The organism is Natroniella sulfidigena, assembly GCF_023223645.1.
GTDB lineage: Bacteria > Bacillota > Halanaerobiia > Halobacteroidales > Halobacteroidaceae > Natroniella > Natroniella sulfidigena.
The window spans coordinates 1-18175 of record NZ_JALKBY010000007.1; the positions used below are offsets into that span (position 1 = coordinate 1).

Annotated in this window: 12 protein-coding genes and 1 riboswitch; of the genes, 3 read left to right on the forward strand and 9 right to left on the reverse strand. The window is 37.0% G+C overall.

All coding sequences use genetic code 11. The features are described 5' to 3' along the window. Positions 1-153: 153 nt before the first annotated feature. From MWH28_RS05690 to MWH28_RS05725, 8 genes are all read right to left on the reverse strand, one after another. Positions 154-1662 (reverse strand): DHH family phosphoesterase, encoded by a 1509-nt coding sequence (locus tag MWH28_RS05690; protein WP_248618345.1) that lies wholly within the window; start codon positions 1660-1662, stop codon positions 154-156. Between the two features lie 183 nt (positions 1663-1845). Next, positions 1846-3393: a carboxypeptidase-like regulatory domain-containing protein gene (locus tag MWH28_RS05695; RefSeq protein WP_248618346.1), complete on the reverse strand. Its 1548-nt coding sequence runs from the start codon at positions 3391-3393 to the stop codon at positions 1846-1848. Positions 3394-3451: 58 nt separating this feature from the next. Further along, entirely contained in the window at positions 3452-4714 is a 1263-nt protein-coding gene (locus MWH28_RS05700; RefSeq protein ID WP_248618347.1) for a TIR domain-containing protein, read from the reverse strand. A gap of 387 nt (positions 4715-5101) precedes the next feature. Beyond that, a complete protein-coding gene (locus tag MWH28_RS05705; RefSeq protein ID WP_248618348.1) occupies positions 5102-7561 on the reverse strand; it encodes a restriction endonuclease-like protein in 2460 nt (819 codons plus the stop codon). 170 nt (positions 7562-7731) lie between these two features. Further along, a complete protein-coding gene (locus MWH28_RS05710) occupies positions 7732-10002 on the reverse strand; it encodes an McrB family protein (RefSeq protein WP_248618349.1) in 2271 nt (756 codons plus the stop codon). 11 nt (positions 10003-10013) lie between these two features. After that, entirely contained in the window at positions 10014-10322 is a 309-nt protein-coding gene (locus tag MWH28_RS05715) for a nucleoside triphosphate pyrophosphohydrolase (RefSeq protein WP_248618350.1), read from the reverse strand. A 323-nt stretch (positions 10323-10645) separates the two neighbouring features. After that, positions 10646-11692 carry a Fic family protein gene (locus tag MWH28_RS05720; RefSeq protein ID WP_248618351.1) on the reverse strand — a complete coding sequence of 349 codons (1047 nt, stop codon included), beginning with the start codon at positions 11690-11692 and terminating at the stop codon, positions 10646-10648. A gap of 151 nt (positions 11693-11843) precedes the next feature. Then, positions 11844-13802, reverse strand: coding sequence for a methyl-accepting chemotaxis protein (locus MWH28_RS05725; protein WP_248618352.1), 1959 nt, complete (start codon positions 13800-13802; stop codon positions 11844-11846). Between the two features lie 185 nt (positions 13803-13987). After that, positions 13988-14340: riboswitch (cobalamin riboswitch) on the forward strand. A gap of 99 nt (positions 14341-14439) precedes the next feature. Here MWH28_RS05725 and MWH28_RS05730 point away from each other — a divergent pair. From MWH28_RS05730 to MWH28_RS05740, 3 genes are read left to right on the forward strand one after another with little or no spacing between them, the layout of a single operon-like run. After that, complete coding sequence (locus MWH28_RS05730) at positions 14440-14703, forward strand: 4Fe-4S dicluster domain-containing protein (RefSeq protein WP_248618353.1); 264 nt, start codon at positions 14440-14442, stop codon at positions 14701-14703. After that, positions 14696-16582, forward strand: coding sequence for an aldehyde ferredoxin oxidoreductase family protein (locus MWH28_RS05735; RefSeq protein ID WP_248618354.1), 1887 nt, complete (start codon positions 14696-14698; stop codon positions 16580-16582). Before MWH28_RS05730 ends, MWH28_RS05735 begins: the two co-directional genes overlap by 8 nt. A 1-nt stretch (position 16583) precedes the next feature. Beyond that, positions 16584-16874 carry a MoaD/ThiS family protein gene (locus MWH28_RS05740; RefSeq protein ID WP_248618355.1) on the forward strand — a complete coding sequence of 97 codons (291 nt, stop codon included), beginning with the start codon at positions 16584-16586 and terminating at the stop codon, positions 16872-16874. A 36-nt stretch (positions 16875-16910) separates the two neighbouring features. Here the strand turns inward: MWH28_RS05740 and MWH28_RS05745 are convergent, their stop codons facing one another. Then, a complete protein-coding gene (locus tag MWH28_RS05745; protein ID WP_248618356.1) occupies positions 16911-17972 on the reverse strand; it encodes a DNA-processing protein DprA in 1062 nt (353 codons plus the stop codon). Positions 17973-18175 lie beyond the last annotated feature (203 nt).

The following is an 18175-nucleotide window of genomic DNA, read 5'->3' on the forward strand; positions in this document are numbered from 1 at the left end:
ATATTATGTTGGTACAGCTGGAAGTGTATCTTCTGAAACTATCCAAAAGTATATTCAAAAACAAAAGAATATTTAATCTTAAGGTATCGAACCTTAAAATTAAAGGCTCATTCAGCCCCTAAGACAAGCATAAGGGGTTTTCTGAGCCTAACCTTATAAAACTTCATAAGAGAGATCGAATATTTCTTCTTTAATTATATAATAATCACTTAAATCTATTACTAACAGATAATCTCCAACCCGCCCGAATAGATCACCCCAAGAGGTTCTGATCTTCATATTCTCCTCCAACTGCATTACATCTACAACATTATTGTCCAAACTTCTACAGATATTATGCTCTTTTATATTATCTTTGGTTATTCTATAAGTTTTGTCTAACGATTGTAAAGTTATCCCGTAATCATCAACGAATCTATCAGAGACAGCAGTCACCTCTTGATCATCTATAATCTCATATCGCTCCTTAAACTTGACCTCATCAATCGGCCACACCTCATTTTTCATCCCAATAATCAGCTTATCCTCATAACTGGCCTCTTCAATCCCTTCTAAGGTCTTTACCCGGATATTCTCTTCAAAATAATCTCCAATATTCAAATAACGAAAATAATTGCTCTTCTTTTGGGCTCTAAAGAAGGCTTCCTCCCCGTAAATTTGGTAAGGATCATCCTTAGCAGTCTCTAAAAAGACTAAATTACGACAATAGTCAATAACTTTAGTCTTGACAAACATATCAAAACTGATATTACTGGCAGCAGCTTGGAGTTTATCAGTAATAATAAAGCCACCGGCCTTATTGGCATGCCCCCCTCCCGAACCTACTCCTGCTGCTAATTCCAGGGCCAACTCCTGGGCAGTTATGTAGTCGTGGTAGCTTCTGACAGAGAACTTAAAGCCCTGCTCCCTAGCAGAGTAGATAACCACAATATCCACACCATTTATCTCAGATAATAGATCAGAGGTATGACCCAATAAATTATCACCACAATCACCCATTTTAGAGAATACAAGATTCTCATAGCGCTGAGTATTCAACATCCCCTCAGCACAGGTCTTTATATCAGCAAAGCTCAAAGTCGACAACCTCAAATAATCAAAGACCTCACTATCATAATACTCCTCTAAAAAGACTTTATTATCGCTATCCAGAACAGTCATCCCTCCAGTAAAGGAATCAGTATCCATATAAATCCCAAAGTACAGAACAGTCGCCAATTCTTGATCCATCTCCAACCCATACTCCCGCAAATAATTGACTATCATCGTCGCACAGGCTCCAATCCGCGGTTGGATGTCCTTGCCCAGACACTTCTGATTACCTTCTTCTAAATGATGATCAATTACTATTATATTCTGGGCGGCTACTAAACTGACATTCCCTGCTCCATACTGACCATCTACAATTACCAATAATTCGTCATCTCCAATAGCAAAGCCTGCCCCTACTAACATAAGCTTAAGCCGATACTCTTTAATCAGATTTCTCAAATTAGGTTTTTTTATCTCTCCACCCTGATAGATTATTACTGCTTCTTGATCCCAGCTCTCAATCAGCCTTTCTAAGCCATAAGCCGAAGCAATTGCATCAGCATCGGGATTATCATGAGGCTGGATGTAAACCTTATCGAAGTCTGTTATCAATTCCTTTAAATCTATCATTTTCAAATCTCCTTTGTATTTAAAACTTGAGTAGTTAAAAATTTTGAGCTCTATTGATATAAAGTGTCAGTGTGAGTTATGTGTGTGTGTAAAAGCAACACCTTAGCCATGATGGTTTTGACCTCACCCACACTCACACGCATAACTGACACATAATAATAAATCTTGATTTTTTTACTGATACTAAAACATAATCTGACCCAACAAGCCAAGCTCAAAACCACTGAAATCATAATCTCCAATCTCAGCAAAGCGATAACCTGCTCTACCCTTAATTTGGACTCTATCGGTAATCTCTTCCTGGAATCTGTCACTAACAACTCCTAACTCAAAGCTGGCTCCAGGTTTAAAGATAAACCCAAAGTGTCTGTCCTGAATTCCTCCACTTCCATCAGTCTTAGTAAGCAGATACTGACCTGCAGCCAGATTAAGCTCCAACCACTCAAGCAGTTGATAAGAAATAGTTCCCAAAACACCTGTAGTAGAGAGCTTGCGTTCTGCTTCCTCATCCAAGTCATCATAACTGAGTCCAAATCGCTCCAACTCCAAACCATAATTGATATCCTGGACTACTTCCAAAGGCAGATGCTCCCTAGCAAAATCAATCTGTTCTAAGCCTCTCTTAGCTCTAAGATAAATTCCTAAACCTGAACTATTACTGCTACCACCTTGCTCCTCAATCTGATCATTAAACTCCTCTAAATCATAAAAATTATAGCTAAACCCTAAATCCAATTTCCAAGGCTGAAAGACAAGACTAGCTTCTTCTGTTGTTTCTCCATTAGCCAACACTTCAAAGTCAACCTCTTTAATCTGCTCCTCAGCCATCAATTCCAGTGTTCCTGAACCTGAAGCAATCGCTACTAAGGAAATTCTCCCTTGGTCATAGGAAGTAGAAACTATCTCTGCTACATCACCCCAGACCTGCCATTCAGGCTCTATCTCGTATTTCTCTCCGTACTGATCATAACCGGCTGCTCTAATTATGTAGCGTTGACCTTGATAAAACTTATCGGTCTCAAACTCCACCTCTATCTCTTCTAAATAAGGTTCTTCCCAACCTTCAAACTCGACTTCTCCTGTTCTGACATAAACTTCTTGCTGGGAAGGAGTAAACTCCCAACCCTCTTTCTCAATCCTAAGTTCAACAGCACCTAATAGCTCTTTTTTCTCCCAGTGGCCTTCTTCATCCGTCACAACTGAACTATAATCACCACTAAACTCTATCTCTGCCCCACTGATAGGTTGACCTTCTCCGTCAACGACCTGGCCTCTTAGATCATGGAGCAATAATGAATCCTTTAGTTCAGGCAGAATATCTTCAATCATTCCTTCTAGAACCTCTTCCCTCTCTCCTGTGACATTGCTTGAATAAATAGTAGTTCCTTCACTGATATCTACCACTTCAAACTCCAGTCTAAAGAAAGAACCTCCTAAGTTGATCAAAATACCAGTAATTACAACATCAGCTTCCTGTGCTTCAGCTTCCTGAACCTGATCAACATCTTCTAGATCATCATCAGCCAAGATATCCTCAATCTCATCAGCTGCAATAATCCTTAACTCCTCTCTAGGCTCCAACTCACCTAACAGAACATCTTCAAACTCAGAATCTTCCACCATAACCACCAAATCCAAGACCGAAGCTGCCTTAACCTCACTCCCGCTGACTATCAATAAACAAATAACTATAATTATTAGACTAGATAAAGTCTTGCTTAACTTATTCATAAACTCACCCTCACCTCTAACTAAATATCCTATTTTTCGATATTTATTTTAACTGAGATTACTCTCCACTAGCTAACTCTTCTAGCTGCTCCTTTGCTGTTTGACTTCCCTGCTGAGCAGCCTTTTGATACCACTTCTCTGCTGTTGTTATATCCTCTTCAATCCCCAAACCGTATTTGTAAATAGCCCCTAAAGCTACTTGGGCATCCTTATGATCTTGTTCAGCTGCCTGCAAATACCATTCCTTTGCCTGTTGCTCACTGCCTTCTACTCCTCTGCCTCCCATATACATAAGTCCAATCATATACTGAGCCTCTTTATCCTCTTCAGCAGCAGCTTGTTGATACCACTCTACTGCTTTTTTATCATCTCTGGCTATTCCCAAACCACGGTGATACATATCCCCCAACCTCTTTTTTGCTCTTACATGGTTTTCTTGAGCAGCCTGTTTGTAAAATTCAATAGCTGTTTGATAATCTTCTTGTTGATAATAATCTTCTGCCTTTTCGTATTGTTGCTGTTTCTCCTCTTGTTGTTCTTCTTCAGCCTGTAATTCTTCTTGAGCAGTATCCTGTCCTAAATTTAAGCTAGCAACTGAGATTAATAAAAGAACAATAACTGCTGAAGCAACAGCTATTATCTTCTGTTTGTCATCAGCTGTCTGATAGAATTCTTGTAATGATTGATATAATTCTTTAGTCTTGCTTTGAACAGTCCGAGACAGCCTCCGACTGACCCTATATAATCTTTGCTTATAATCCTGCTGTTCAGACAAGACAGACTCCTCTACTTCCTTTAGAATATCCCCTTTACTTTTTTTAGTCTCCAATTCTGTTCCACAATCTTTACAGAATCTATTATCTAGCTCATTTGCCGCTTCACAAGTAGGACATTTTTCGCTGCTCTTCTTTTTATTGTATTCTGTCAATAGATGCTCTATCGTCTGCTTTAGCCGCTCTATACTGCTCTCCAACTCCGAATCAAAAGCATCCAACCAATGAGTAGAATATAAAAAATATTCTAAAGATTTAGTAGGCTCGACATCTTCAATTCTAAAAGGAATGATTATTACATTCTTATTAACAGCCCGTTCTACTTCTCGGAGTACCTGTTGGGACTCGTTGCTAGCGAAAGAGAATAGCAATACCATAATCTTACTCCCTCTAATTGCTTCCACAATCTCTTGGCCCCATTCCTTGCCCGGTGTTATATCCCGCGGGGCAATCCAACACTCTATCTCCTCTGCCTCTAAAGCAGAACAAATCTTATCTGCTACCTCCTTATCCTGTGAAGAATAAGATATAAAAACCTGATAAGCCATTTGCTATCTCTCCTCCAATTGCTTTTACTGATTGGGTCTTTCTTAATTACTACCTGCTCAGGCAAAATTTAAGCTTGTCCTTCAATACTGTACCTTAACTTCTTTGCCCATAATAATTAACGCCTCCTATATTAAACAGGAGGCAACCCCAGTTCTCATCTAACCTCTCGCTTAAAGTCTATTAATTAATTCAACAACTCAAACTGAAAGTCCTTCTATCATCTTTATTTTTCCAACTTAACCAAAGTAATCTTTTAACAAATCCTAACACTATATCAGATCCACTCCCCAGCAATTCAATCAAATTGCTGATGACTAAATAAAAGGTGGCTTAACAATTCTAGCTGCCAACTCTGACGTAAAAATTTTCTCTCTAACTTACGCGAGCTAACGAATAGCCTTTAATATATTCCTTGGTTGCTTGATAAATCCTTTTATAGGTTCTTTTATTATAATTCGCTCTTTCTGGCTGATTATAACCTGCTTATTTTTGATTGAAATTTGATAATCATTAATCTTAAAGCGATCAACCTTGGTTGTAGCTTCAATATCATCTTCGCTAATTAAGACCTCAAGCTCACTTTTGAAATGCTTTAACTCCAACCAAATTCGCCATTCAGCAAGAGTTCTTATACTTAACTCAGGCAAAGTGTCGGCCTTTTTTAATAATAGAAGGTTAGTATAAATATGGCTAGCTCTAATCCCATATCCTTCAGGCACGATAGTCTGTTCTAACCTCTCCCACTCTTTAACCTGAAATAAGTAATAAGGTTCTTCTGGATTACTATGAGGACTTAAATCAATTGGGATCTCTTTTCTTGCTTTAATTTCTATTTTTTCAAGTTGGCCAAAATATCTGACCCCAAAATTTTGAGGAAACTTGTTCTTACTTTGGTATAATGCAAGATATTCAAACTCATCTCGTATATCTTTAATTCTATTACAAGGCAGATGATAAATCTTTTTATCAAGGACTTGACTCAACTGCTTAGTTTGCCTTAATGAACCTACAATTACATTCTGCTTGAAATCAACCTGCTTGCGATATTCTTCATTTCCTGTAGGCAATAAGTTTCGTTCATAATTAGACAGCCCAGACTCTTCTATTAAATCAGCTAAAAAATCTGCTACTAAGTCAATATTCCCAGGTAGAAAAGGAAAAGCTCCTACATTTACTCTGTCTATACTCTTATAAAAGTGATGCTCTTTAAACTCTGTTTGATTATGGTAAGGAAAGAGAACATAAGCACCAACTATCGTTCTTTTACAGTCATTATTACTTTCAGAGACTATCGCATCTCGATAACGATGCATCGTATTAATCGTCTCTTCTTTTGGCCCGGGAGTTTGATAGCGATTATGATAAGAACTACCTTGATAAGCTGGATTGATGCGGTATTTAGCATCGAAGACAAACTTATATTGAACCTCAGAATTTTCCTTCTTAAGTGTTAATACAGTATCAGGCTTTTGACCTGTCGTAACCTTATCCCCCTCGGTTAGATTATAGCTGAGCTTAAAACACTCACCTGTTCTAGGGTTTTGATACTCGACTTCAGAATTTCTAGTAGTATTCAATGTTACATAGATCCCTGAATAATCAAAGTCGATCAATGTACTCTTGATTAATTGATATCTATCTGTCAGAATTCGGTTGAGCTTTAAAAAACACCAATATTCATAGAGCTTCCAGGTTTCTTTGATTGACTGCTTAAAGAGTTGACCGTTGATCGTTAAGCCCTTCTTCAGCATTAGATAATACTTATATAACTCCCGATAGCCAGGAGCCATCTGTAAGACTAATGATAGAGAATCAATCTTGTGTAATTTCCCGACTTGGCTTAAAAAACTGCTCTGTAAATTATACTCCAGTTGCTCGCTCATTGTTCGAGCTGTTTTGATCACTTCTGGTTCTGCATTTTCATTATAAATAGTGCGGTACCGTTCTAAAAACTCTTTTATCTTCTTGATAAGCTCCTCAATCATCCACTTGACAAACTTATTTTCAAAAGTATCAAAGCTGACTCGTTTATCTAAATTTAACATTTCAACTGGCAACTCTAAGTTCTGATCGTAAGCTTGTCGATTCTTTCTTAACCACTTAATACCCTGTTTAGTAACCTTTTTAACTTTAGAAGCCGGGCCAACACAGCGAGTTCGCTGCAGCCTGTGATGGGGTGAGTTCTTGATTCGTTGTAACGCCTTCTTAAACTTAACGAAGATAGTAGTTAGAATTGTAAAGAATTCACTATGGGTGATATCCTGCTCCTGACTCAAACTCATCTCCTGAAAGGTTCGCCGTAAAAAATCATAGGCAAGATTATAGACTTCGTGATTTACTTCACGCAACAGATTATAGTAATCCCGCTGATAATCAAGCTTCGAAGGAAAGACTTCAATCTTTACACTACATAAGGGAACTCCGTCCTGTCTAATCTCTAGTTCCGAATAACCTACATCATTACGAAAGTTAATCTGGCCCGTTAAGATGCTTTGATCACGACTTAGAGGGGTGACAGCTTCTCTGATCTTCCTATTAGAGTGATAAAATTCCAACTGACTGCCATCCTTGCTCTGAATTATTAATTGATAATCCTGCCACTCATAGAAACAAGGATAAACCGCAGCTGATTGATACTCCTTTAGCCCCTCTTGAGGATCGAAATGAAGAAACTCCATAATCTCCGTATTGAATGATTCCAACTCCAATAAAGCTGTGATTGAATCCCCTTCTCGCTCAGGATACAGTTGTTCAAGATCAGGATGGACTGGTTTTCCTTTGATCGTAAAGGTGAAATTTTCAGTTTCGAGGTAGATTAATTCTAGATCATTACCTTGATAGTTCAATTTTAATCCTCCGCTCATATATATCATTTTTTATTGATCTTCAATTTAACTTTTCAAATTAAAAAATCAAAACCCTTACAACTAAAACCAATTTTATCTTTTAATTTTTAATTAGTGCTAATTTGTGTAAATTTGTGATTCCTGCTCACTACTCACTACTCACTACTTACTTATAACCAATACGCCGTAAACCCATCCTCCTCAAACCGCTTGATCATATCAGCCAACTTCCCAGCTGATTTAGGATAAGGTTTAATCTGATTTTCTCTAACATAATCAACAACTTCATCTCCAACTCTTACTGGACTCTCAGTTCCAGAATACTTCTTTACTCCCGAGGCAATAGCAAATAGATCTAACAGCACCCTCTTAATTACTCGAGAACTCCCCTGAATTCTTGGTAAGATCTTTTGCATCAATTGTAGATCAAAGGCTTGCTCAAAATCAAGTAAGCCATATTGCTGATTATACAACATATAAAAGCAGATCTCATCTCTGACCCGATACCCTATATGCAAATTAGCCTCTTCAAGAACCTCATTGACCTCGATTAATTTAGCGACTACCTGTTCGATTAGCTGTTCATCTTCCTTGTTACAATCATTCAAAGTAATATACTCAGAGTTAAGAAAACTACTATCAGCACTGATTTTAATCTCTTCCCCTGTCTGATCTAATCTAAAATTATCGAGCTTAACCTGTGAAAACTCAATTGTGTTGGCCCTATCTAAGACCTTTTTGCTGAAAGGGTGGGTCGTTTCATCCATATTGACCGTCCCTACAATAAAGAGATTATCTGATAGATAAATCCCAGCATATTCTTCCTCATCTTGCTCTGTAGTAAAGTCTTCAGCTTGTAATAATGGATCAGATTTAACCTCTCCTGCAACCTTGCTTCTCGTCTCCATCAAACTCAACAGATCACTGAAATAATACTCCACCCGGGCCAAATTCATCTCATCAAGGCAGATAAAGTAGATATTATCTTGATCATTGTTGGCCCGTTTGATGATATCTATTATAGGGCCAGGGTTAAACTCTCCTTTAAGATCATTATAGCCTAGTAGATCAGAACCATCACTCCAATCTGGCCTAACAGGAATCAACTTAAATCTATTATTTTCACTTGTACAGCCGATAGCCTCAGCAAAGAGCTGGACTAATTTAGTCTTTCCAGTTCCAGAGATACCTGCTAACAGTACAAATGGTTTAGTTTTAAGCGATAGGTAGAAATTTTTTATCAACCCATCAGGATAACTGAACCCCTGTGCTGCAATATAATCTTCAATCCGCTTAACCTTCTCTGAAGTTTTAAGTTCAAAGTTGACAACTGGTTTAAGCTCAATTTGATAATAATAAGGTTGTCCTGTGGAATAAATTTCTAAATATTCACTCTTTTCTGGTGGTAAGTTGACCTGGGGTCGCTGTTGGCCCTCTTGAATTAATCTCTTTCGCTCTTGTTTGATATAGTGATAACTGAAGCTGAATTCTTCCTGTAGTAACTTCAATAACTCCTCATTGCTATCATAGCGAAGCTGTAAGGTAGTACTTTTGGTATCCCGATCAACATTTCTTAGTTTAGCTGTATATTCTCTTTCCTTGAACTTTAATTTGACTTCTTTAGTTTGGCCGGTTGTTAATTGCTCTTGGTTGGCCTTGTAAAAATCTTGATGAGCACTAATTGGAATAGTAAGCCCCCAATTAAATAATGACCAGCCAACCTTCTTTTTAAGTAATAATCTCTTTTGTTTAGCTTGGCCCCGATAGTTAGTCAGTTCAATGATCCTAAAGCCACGCTCTATTAAGTAATTGTTGGCTTCTCTACCTCCACTGAAGGAAGGTAAGTCATAATCACCAGCAATCCTAATGATCTCTTTGACAGGATATAGATCTTGGTTATACTGAATCGCATATTTATGATTTTTATTCTTGGTAAAGTTTTTCCACCGCTTTTTATCTCTATGTTCTCGATCGAATTCTTTTAAAGCTGCTAGTATCTCTTCTTTACTCATGTCAGGAATTGCCATATTGTAACCTCCAGCGTATTTAGTAAAATAATCTATCTTCTTCTCCTGAATGTACTCTTTTATCTCCACTATATCATCTCTAGATAGCTTCTGCCATAACTCTTGATCCATTTTAACAATATTATCAACTTCTTGCAAATGATCAATTTTAGCTAATGGCATCCGCTTGATATAATTTTTAACCCTTTTAAAACTGGAACTTTCAATCTCGGTTATTAATGAAGTAGCTCTGTCATCCTCTACCTGCAATCCTCTTTCTTTTCTTGCCCGATAAAAACTAATAAAGTAATCTACAAGCTGATCTAACTCCACTTCACCGGCTACTACTAAATCAAAGAATGCTTGATAAACAATAAATTTATAAGATTTATTATAATTGCTCAAATCTTTCTTTATTATTTCTACTGAATCCATTAATAGCCTCCTTATTCCTTGACCTCTTTAAGTATTATCCCTTCTTCAAACTGCCCCCTCTTTATAGCTTTCTCTTCTTTTAATTTAAAAATATCATCCCAACTTAAATTATATACATTTAATAAGCCTTCAATTACTTCTAATATATCAGCCAACTCTTCAATTTCCTCTTCTTCCTTAAACTCATCTACCTCTTCTTGTAACTTTTTAATTAAATAACATTTATATTCTTCACCATGAGCAATTTTATATTTAGCTTCTTTCCCATCTGCTTTTATGATCTCAATTATTTTATCTCGAACTAATTTATCATATATCATCACTTACCTCCATCGTATAATATAACTGTAATCTTTAATTTTAACTTTACTAACCTCTTTAAAGTATAATCCTATTAAGCAATTTTATTCTGCCTGCTCTTTTCTTTATATTTTCTCTTTCACAAAATAAATCCCTGCCATATAGACAATAATCTTCAAAAAGAACAGAACCTCTCTTATACAAGAAGTTCTGCTCTCTTTAAATTTCTCATTAAATCTTAAACTGCTCAACTATCTCTTGCAACTCACGGGCCAACCCTGCTAACTCTTGAGATGATCTAATAACTCTACAGACATCTAATTTATATCTTTGCTAGCATTACTTACTTCAATCTTTTCCATTTTGCATTTCTTCCTTTTCCTAATACTTCTATAACCCCTTCTTTCTTTAGTTTCCTAAACACCCTATTAATTGTTGAATCTGAAACATCAGGACAGGCATTCCTTATATCTTCTTTTCTAAAAGTTCCTAATACATTTTTAACAGCTTGTTCTACTCTATAACTTTTATTTCCTTTTTTATTCTTTACTAACCCTACTCTATCCTCAAATTCTTTATATGCAACAAGTAACGTCCCTAAAAAATAATCTAACCAAATAAATATATTATGATTAGCATCATGCCAACCTGTTGAAGATTGATTTAAAGTTTTATAATAACTAGATTTACTTTCTTCAATAATTTTTTCTAAACTAATATATCTCCCCACTTTATAATCATATTTATATAATAATAGTAATGTTAATAATCTTGACATTCTCCCATTTCCATCATTAAAAGGATGAATACATAAAAAATCTAATATAAAAGTTCCTATTAATACTAGAGGGTCAATATTTTCTTCTCTCATCTCTCTATTTAAATAATTACATAATTCCTCCATAGCTTTTGGAGTTTCATATGCAGATAATGGATTAAATCTTACTCTTTTCTCTCCATTAGGTAATATCTCACCTATAATATTATCTTGATTTTTCCATTTGCCTCCATTTGCAGGAATAAACTTATATAAATCTCTATGTAATTGCAAAATTACATTAGGATTTATAGGAATAGCATCATATGAAGTGTGTATTGTATTTAAAACATCTTTATATCCTGCAATCTCTCCTTCTGAACGGTCTTTAAGATTTGTATCATCTTTCATTATCTCTTTTAATCTTTTATCAGTAACAACTATGCCTTCTATACTATTAGAAGCTTTCGTACTTTGAACAACTGCTACTTCTTTTAATTTTTCTAATATTTGTGGAGATTGATTCATATACAAATCTTGCTTTCCTTTATATTCATTTATTTTTCCCACTAATTTTACTATATTCATTGGTATCTTTTCATTCTTTAATTTCTCATTTCTAAATGACTTCATAAATATACTCACCTTCCTTATAAATATGTTCATTTAATTTCTTATGACCATATTTATTATAACATAAACATCATCATTTTAATATAAATATGGTCATTAAATTATAAATGAGTATATTAAGGCTTTTGAAAAGTTCTACTCTCATTCTATCTTAAATCTTAAACTGCTCAACTATCTCCTGCAACTCATGGGCCATCTCTGCTAACTCCTGAGATGATCTAGTCACCTCTGTAGACATATGGCTTATATCTTCAGTAGCATTATTTACTTCATTACTATGCTGGGCCAACTCAGTAGTCGAACTAGCCGTCTGTTCTATTTGAGCTGAAGTCTCCTCCACTGACCTTTGAATCTCTTTAAAAGCACTTCCTGTCTCTTGAGCAATCTCCTTACCCTCCTGTGCTCTACTCTCTACTTCTTCTACCTGCTGTAATCCTTTTTTAGACTGCTTCTGCGTTTTGGTAACCAACTCTGCAATCTCACCTGTAGCATCAGCGGTCTGTTCCGCAAGTTCTCTAATCTCCTCTGCTACTACTGTAAATCCTCGTCCATGCTCTCCCGCATTGGCTGCTTCTATAGAAGCATTTAAGGCCAATAAATTAGTCTGTTCAGCTATCCCCGTAATTAATTCGATTATCCTTCCTATCTCTTCAGAAGTACTATCTAATTCATTAATCACTTCTACAGTCTCATTGACTGAATGATTAATCTCTTCAATCTTATCTACCGTATCATCAATATTTTGACTTCCCCTATCAGCCTGCGAATTAGCCTCCTCAGAAAAACTGGTTACTTCTTGAGCACTGGCTGAAATCTCCTCAATACCTGCTGCCATATTCTCTATCAAATCATTGGTTGTCTCTATAGTGGCATTGCCTTCTTCTGCAGAAGCAGATAACTCTTCACTATAAGCCAATAAACTTTCAATCTTATCCCTTAACTGAATAATCATCCCTCGTAAATTACTCTTCATCTCATTTAGAGCTATACTGGCCTGCCCAATCTCATCCCTATGATTAACCTCAATATCAGAAGTTAAATCATTATTGGAAACCTCTTCTTTAAACCTATTAATCGGATCAGTAACTAACTTCCTAATTGATAACCGACCAACTATAATAGATAAAATTACAATAACAACTAAGATTACTAGAATGATCCGTAATAATCCATAAACAGATTCCATAGCTTCCGCTTCATCGATATCAGCTAATAAAGCCCAATTTACTCCTGCAATTTCAACAGGAGTATAAGCACTGATCACATCAATCCCCCGATAATCTGATACTACCTCTACTCCAGTTTCACCTTGTAAAGCTCTATTACTCGTTTCCATATCGACCTCTAGATCCAAAATAGTACTCTCCTCACTAAAGCGGGAATCTGATCTCATCAGATTATCAACTCCAACTAGATAAGTCTCTCCACTTTCACCCAAACCAGACCTTTCTTGCATAATACTATTAATCTGCTCTATAGGTATCTGTAAAGCTACTACTCCCAGCTTAGCACCATCATCATCTACCACAGGAGCACTAATAAAGGAAGCAGGTTCATCACTAGGCTCATACATAGAAAAATCAATTAAACTAATATCACTTAATCCTTCTTGATACGCCTCAGCCAAACCCGAATCACTATAAGAACCATTAACTAGATTAGTACCTAAATCATCTTCTTCAACAACTGTATAGATTACATTCCCATCTAAATCAATCAAAAAGAGATCATAATAACCATAAGTTTCATTATAATCACTTAACTGTTGATCATAAAGAGCTTCTATCTCAGCATACTCTTGACTATCTAAACCCTCTTCAAAAATATCATTAAAATCAGGTAATGCCTCTCTAACTAAAGTATCCTGAGCCAAAACTTCTATATCCCTGAATCTTTCTTGAAAATAATCCTCAATATAACTCCCCTTTACCTCTCTAACCGCTTCTAATTGCTGCTTATTTTCTTCGATTAAAATATTAGAAGCTATATTATAGCTCAATAAAGCTAAACCACCTAAACTGACTATGATCAATATAATAAATGCAGTGGTTAACTTAACGCTAATACTCAAATCCTTTATTCCTGTAAAACTCAACTTATCTTTTAACATTTTCTCCCTCCTACTATTTATCAATAATATTTCTTAATAGGTATTATATGACTTCTGCTTATATAATCCAATCCCTGCAAAATAAAGAATTAAATCTAAAAGAGTAGTTCTAAATTTTAATCTTTTTTAAGAATAATGCAGGAATTATTTCCTTAATAGCGAATGATTAACTTGAAAGTGAAAATTAAATACCCAGTAAACTAAGTGCCTTTGACTATAAGTTAAAGGAGGATAGGGAATCAGGTGCAAATCCTGAACGAACCCGTCACTGTAACTAGCTATAAAAGCAATGAATAATTAATAGTGAATAGTTGAAGTTCAAAGGCAAAATCAAAAACTATTAATTATTAACTGCTACAAGGCTTAGTAATACCACTTGGAGGAATTAGTAATTAGTAGCTAGTAATTAGTGATTGGTAATTAATAAATTATAAATAATTACTAGTCACTAATTACAAGTCACTATTTGCTAACCCCTAGGGAAGGTGAAGTCTTTTCAGCTAGAAGTCAGGAGACCTGCTTAGTTTATTATAGCTTTTTAATTAAAAAGCTTGAGGATGATGGTAAAGTTCTCAGCCGTTAGCGGCTGGGGACTTTTTTTATTTTAAACTAAAAATATCAGTTGAGGAGGAGTAAAATGCAAAAGAAAATCAAGATCAATTATGACCTCTGTCGAGGCTGTCGCAGGTGTGAAATAGCCTGTTCGTGGCGTCAAGAAGGAAGTGTCCAGCTAAAGCGAGCTAAGATAAAGATTAAAGTAAAAGATCAAGGTGCTACTGAATTACCTATCTTTGAGCAACAGTGTAAAATAAGACCTTGCACTAAAGAGACTCCTAGATGTGTAACAGCTTGTAACTTTGGAGCACTAGAATTTATTGAAGGAGGAATTAATAATGACTAAAGAATCTTATGGTTGGCAAGGAAGAATTTTGTGGGTTGATTTAACAACAGAAGAGATCTCAACTACTCCACTGGACAAAGAATTGCGAGAAAAGTTTCTAGGACAATCTGGTATCAATGCCAAGTTATTATATGATAACCTAGAACCAGGTGTTGATCCTTTAAGTCCAGAAAATCATTTAATCTTTGGGGTTGGCCCGCTAACAGGAACGTTAGCCCCTTGTTCTGGTCGCTTCACTGTCACCTCCAAATCACCTTTAACCAATGCCTTTGGAGACTCTAACTGTGGTGGCCATTGGGGGCCAGAATTAAAGTATGCAGGCTATGATCATATCGTTATTACCGGCAAAGCTAAACGACCTGTCTTTCTATGGATTAATGACGACAAAATAGAACTAAAAGATGCTAGTAAGTTGTGGGGTAAGACTACCAATGAAACTGAAGATCAGATTAAAGAAGAGTTGGAGGATGAGAAGGTTCAAGTCGCCTCTATTGGCCCGGCTGGTGAAAATTTGGTCAACTTCGCGGCAATCATCTGTAATTATTCCCGTGCTGCTGGAAGAACAGGGATGGGAGCTGTCATGGGTTCAAAGAATTTAAAAGCAATAGCTGTGCGAGGGACTAACCGACTAACTGTAGCCCAACCTCAAGAATTCTCAGCTACAGTCTCAGACAGTGAAGAAAGCATCTTAACAGATCCATTATATGAAATATCATCAACCTTTGGTACTCCTGCAATCATGAGAATGGCCCAAAGTCTCGGCTTTTTACCTACTAAAAACTTTCAAGAGTCAACCTTTGCAGGAGCTGATAAACTGAGTGGAGAAAGATTACTAGAAAAATACGTCACAAGACAGAAAGGATGTTTTAACTGTCCAGTCAGTTGTAACCGTTATTATGAAGTAACTGAAGGTGAATATGAAGGCACTACCGGAGAAGGGCCAGAATACGAAAATCTAGGAGCTTTTGGTAGTAAATGTGGCAATGATAATCTACCTTCTGTCTTAAAGAGTAATGATCTAGCCAATAAACTAGGTCTAGATACAATCTCTACCGGAACTGTGATCGGTTGGGCAATGGAACTTTTCCAGCGAGGTATATTGACTACTGCTGACACAGATGATTTAGATCTTGAGTGGGGTAATCATCAAGCGATCATCAAGTTAATCGAAAAAATTGCTTATCGGGAAGGACTAGGCGATATTCTAGCTTATGGAGCCCTTCAAGCTTCCAAAAAAATAGGTGACTCTGCTGAAGATTATGTAATACATATCAAAGGAATGGAGTATCCTTCTGTTGATGTCCGAGGAACAAAAGGAATGGCTTTAGGCTTTGCTGTCTCACCACGAGGAGCAGATCATTTAAAAGCTCTACCACTCTATGAAGTAGCTCCTGAAGTCTATCAGGAGGACATCAAAAAAGAACTCGGTATTGAAGTAGGAGAAGAATACTGGAAAAAATACGAAACTAAGCCAGAACTGATTGCTTGGCATGAAGACTGGCATTGTATTGTCGATTCTTTAGGCTTATGTAAGTTAGAAGGAATTGCTCTCAAACCTCTCCGACCCTGCCACTTTACTGAGCTATTAGCAACTGCTACTGGTTGGGAGATTACAGAAGAAGAACTGCGGACAATAGGAAAGCGAATTTGGAACTTGGAGCGATTATTTAATGCTCGCGAAGGATTTACTCGCCAAGATGATCTTCCACCAGCAAGAATATTGAATGAACCGATTAGTACAGGCCCATCTAAGGGAGAAACTTTGGGCCAAGATAAGTTTGAAACTATGCTCGATCAATACTACAAGCTTAGAGGCTGGACAGCCCAAGGGATTCCAAGCAAAGAAACATTAAAAGAGTTGGGGTTGGAGGTCGAATAAGATGACTATCACAGTCAAATACTTTGCTACTTTCTGTCTCGAAACCAACTTTACCCAACAAGAAGAGTTAACCATAGAAGAAGATACAACAGTAATTGAGTTGATCGAGCTCTTAACTGCTAGATATGGAACAGGCTTTGAAAAACGTTTATTCACTGCTGAAAAAGAGCTAGATCCTTTATGTTGGATTATTGTTAATCAGCAACGCCTGAAAGAAAAGAATGACTTTCAACTGAAATTAAATCCTGGAGATACAATCTCCTTTTCACCTCCAATGTTAATGGGAGGATAAAACCTGCAGGGGCTTATTATAAGCCTCTGCTCTTATTTAAAGGTTCAACCTCATCTGCTTTCCACCAAGCCGGGCCAACTCCTCCAGCAGCTCCGCTGCTGATCCAACTCCAATCACCTGCTCTAACTTCTGCTTTGAGCTAACCTGAAAGTTATCAGGAGCATCTTTGCTACCTAATAAGATCAAATTGCCTTCAATCATCTCCTCTGGCAACTGCTGTTCTTGTGGATCCCAGACATAGACCTTCTTCCCCTGCCGCAAGGCATAATTGACCGTATATAAAGTACCACCTCTCCGAGCAGTCTCAACCACAAAGACACCTCGGGCCAACCCACTCTGTAACCGATCCCGCCACTTAAAAAAATGGGCCAACGGCTCAGTACTCGGCGGCAATTCCGATAACAAAAAGCCACCCGCCTCCAAGATCTCTGCTGCTAACTTCTCATTTTCAGGAGGATAGATCTCACTTGCGAGACCATGGGCCAACACCGCCCCAGTCAACCCACCCCCTGCTAAAGAGCCTTGATGGCCTGCCCGATCACACCCTGCAGCCAAGCCACTAATATTCCACCAGCCTTCTTCGCTTAACTTCTTCCCTACTTGATAAGCAAGTTTTGCTCCTAGCTCCTCCACCTCCCTAGCCCCAATCACTGCTAATGACCTTTCTAACTCTTGATCAGTCGGCAGTTGGCCCTGATAAAACAAGATAATAGGTGACAATTTAATCTCCTTCAACAAAGTAGGATAAACTTGCTCTTGGTAGGTTATGTACTTGATTTCATATTCCTGACATAATCGCATCTCTTCCTCTACCTGCTCTTCGATCCTAGCTAAAAATTGTTGATTACAAAAAACATCGGCCACCTTCTCAACCCGCCCCTGATAATAACTATTCCGTGGGAAAGACTCTGCAATCAACGCCTTGACTTCAACCTCTGGAGCAGTAAATAGATTAACTCTCTTTGCTAAAGAACTTTTAAAGATTGAGGTCAACAAATGCAGTTCTAGTTTAGGTTGCGAATAACCATTAATCTGTCGAAAGCTAGCATTGATTAAGGCCAACTTAAAGTAATCTCTATCAGTATAGATAATGCTCACTCCTTCTTACTCTTTATTGATATAAAGTGGCACTTGGCCACTTTATATCAGTTTACAGTGAACAGTTGACGGTTGACAGTAGATAGAAAAAATCTAAGAGCTGATTTTTTCATCACGAATGATTTAAAGAACCCGAAGGAAAACCTAAACTCAAAACCACTCTAAACCTCTAAATATAAGACTTTTCAAAGGTCTTAAGTTTT

What these genes read in the sequence shown, in the direction of transcription:
- MWH28_RS05690 (WP_248618345.1), bottom strand. Translation starts at nt 1,662, where the DNA reads ATGATAGATTTAAAGGAATTGATAACAGACTTCGATAAGGTTTACATC.
- MWH28_RS05695 (WP_248618346.1), bottom strand. Translation starts at nt 3,393, where the DNA reads ATGAATAAGTTAAGCAAGACTTTATCTAGTCTAATAATTATAGTTATT.
- MWH28_RS05700 (WP_248618347.1), bottom strand. Translation starts at nt 4,714, where the DNA reads ATGGCTTATCAGGTTTTTATATCTTATTCTTCACAGGATAAGGAGGTA.
- MWH28_RS05710 (WP_248618349.1), bottom strand. Translation starts at nt 10,002, where the DNA reads ATGGATTCAGTAGAAATAATAAAGAAAGATTTGAGCAATTATAATAAA.
- MWH28_RS05715 (WP_248618350.1), bottom strand. Translation starts at nt 10,322, where the DNA reads ATGATATATGATAAATTAGTTCGAGATAAAATAATTGAGATCATAAAA.
- MWH28_RS05720 (WP_248618351.1), bottom strand. Translation starts at nt 11,692, where the DNA reads ATGAAGTCATTTAGAAATGAGAAATTAAAGAATGAAAAGATACCAATG.
- MWH28_RS05725 (WP_248618352.1), bottom strand. Translation starts at nt 13,802, where the DNA reads ATGTTAAAAGATAAGTTGAGTTTTACAGGAATAAAGGATTTGAGTATT.
- MWH28_RS05730 (WP_248618353.1), top strand. Translation starts at nt 14,440, where the DNA reads ATGCAAAAGAAAATCAAGATCAATTATGACCTCTGTCGAGGCTGTCGC.
- MWH28_RS05735 (WP_248618354.1), top strand. Translation starts at nt 14,696, where the DNA reads ATGACTAAAGAATCTTATGGTTGGCAAGGAAGAATTTTGTGGGTTGAT.
- MWH28_RS05740 (WP_248618355.1), top strand. Translation starts at nt 16,584, where the DNA reads ATGACTATCACAGTCAAATACTTTGCTACTTTCTGTCTCGAAACCAAC.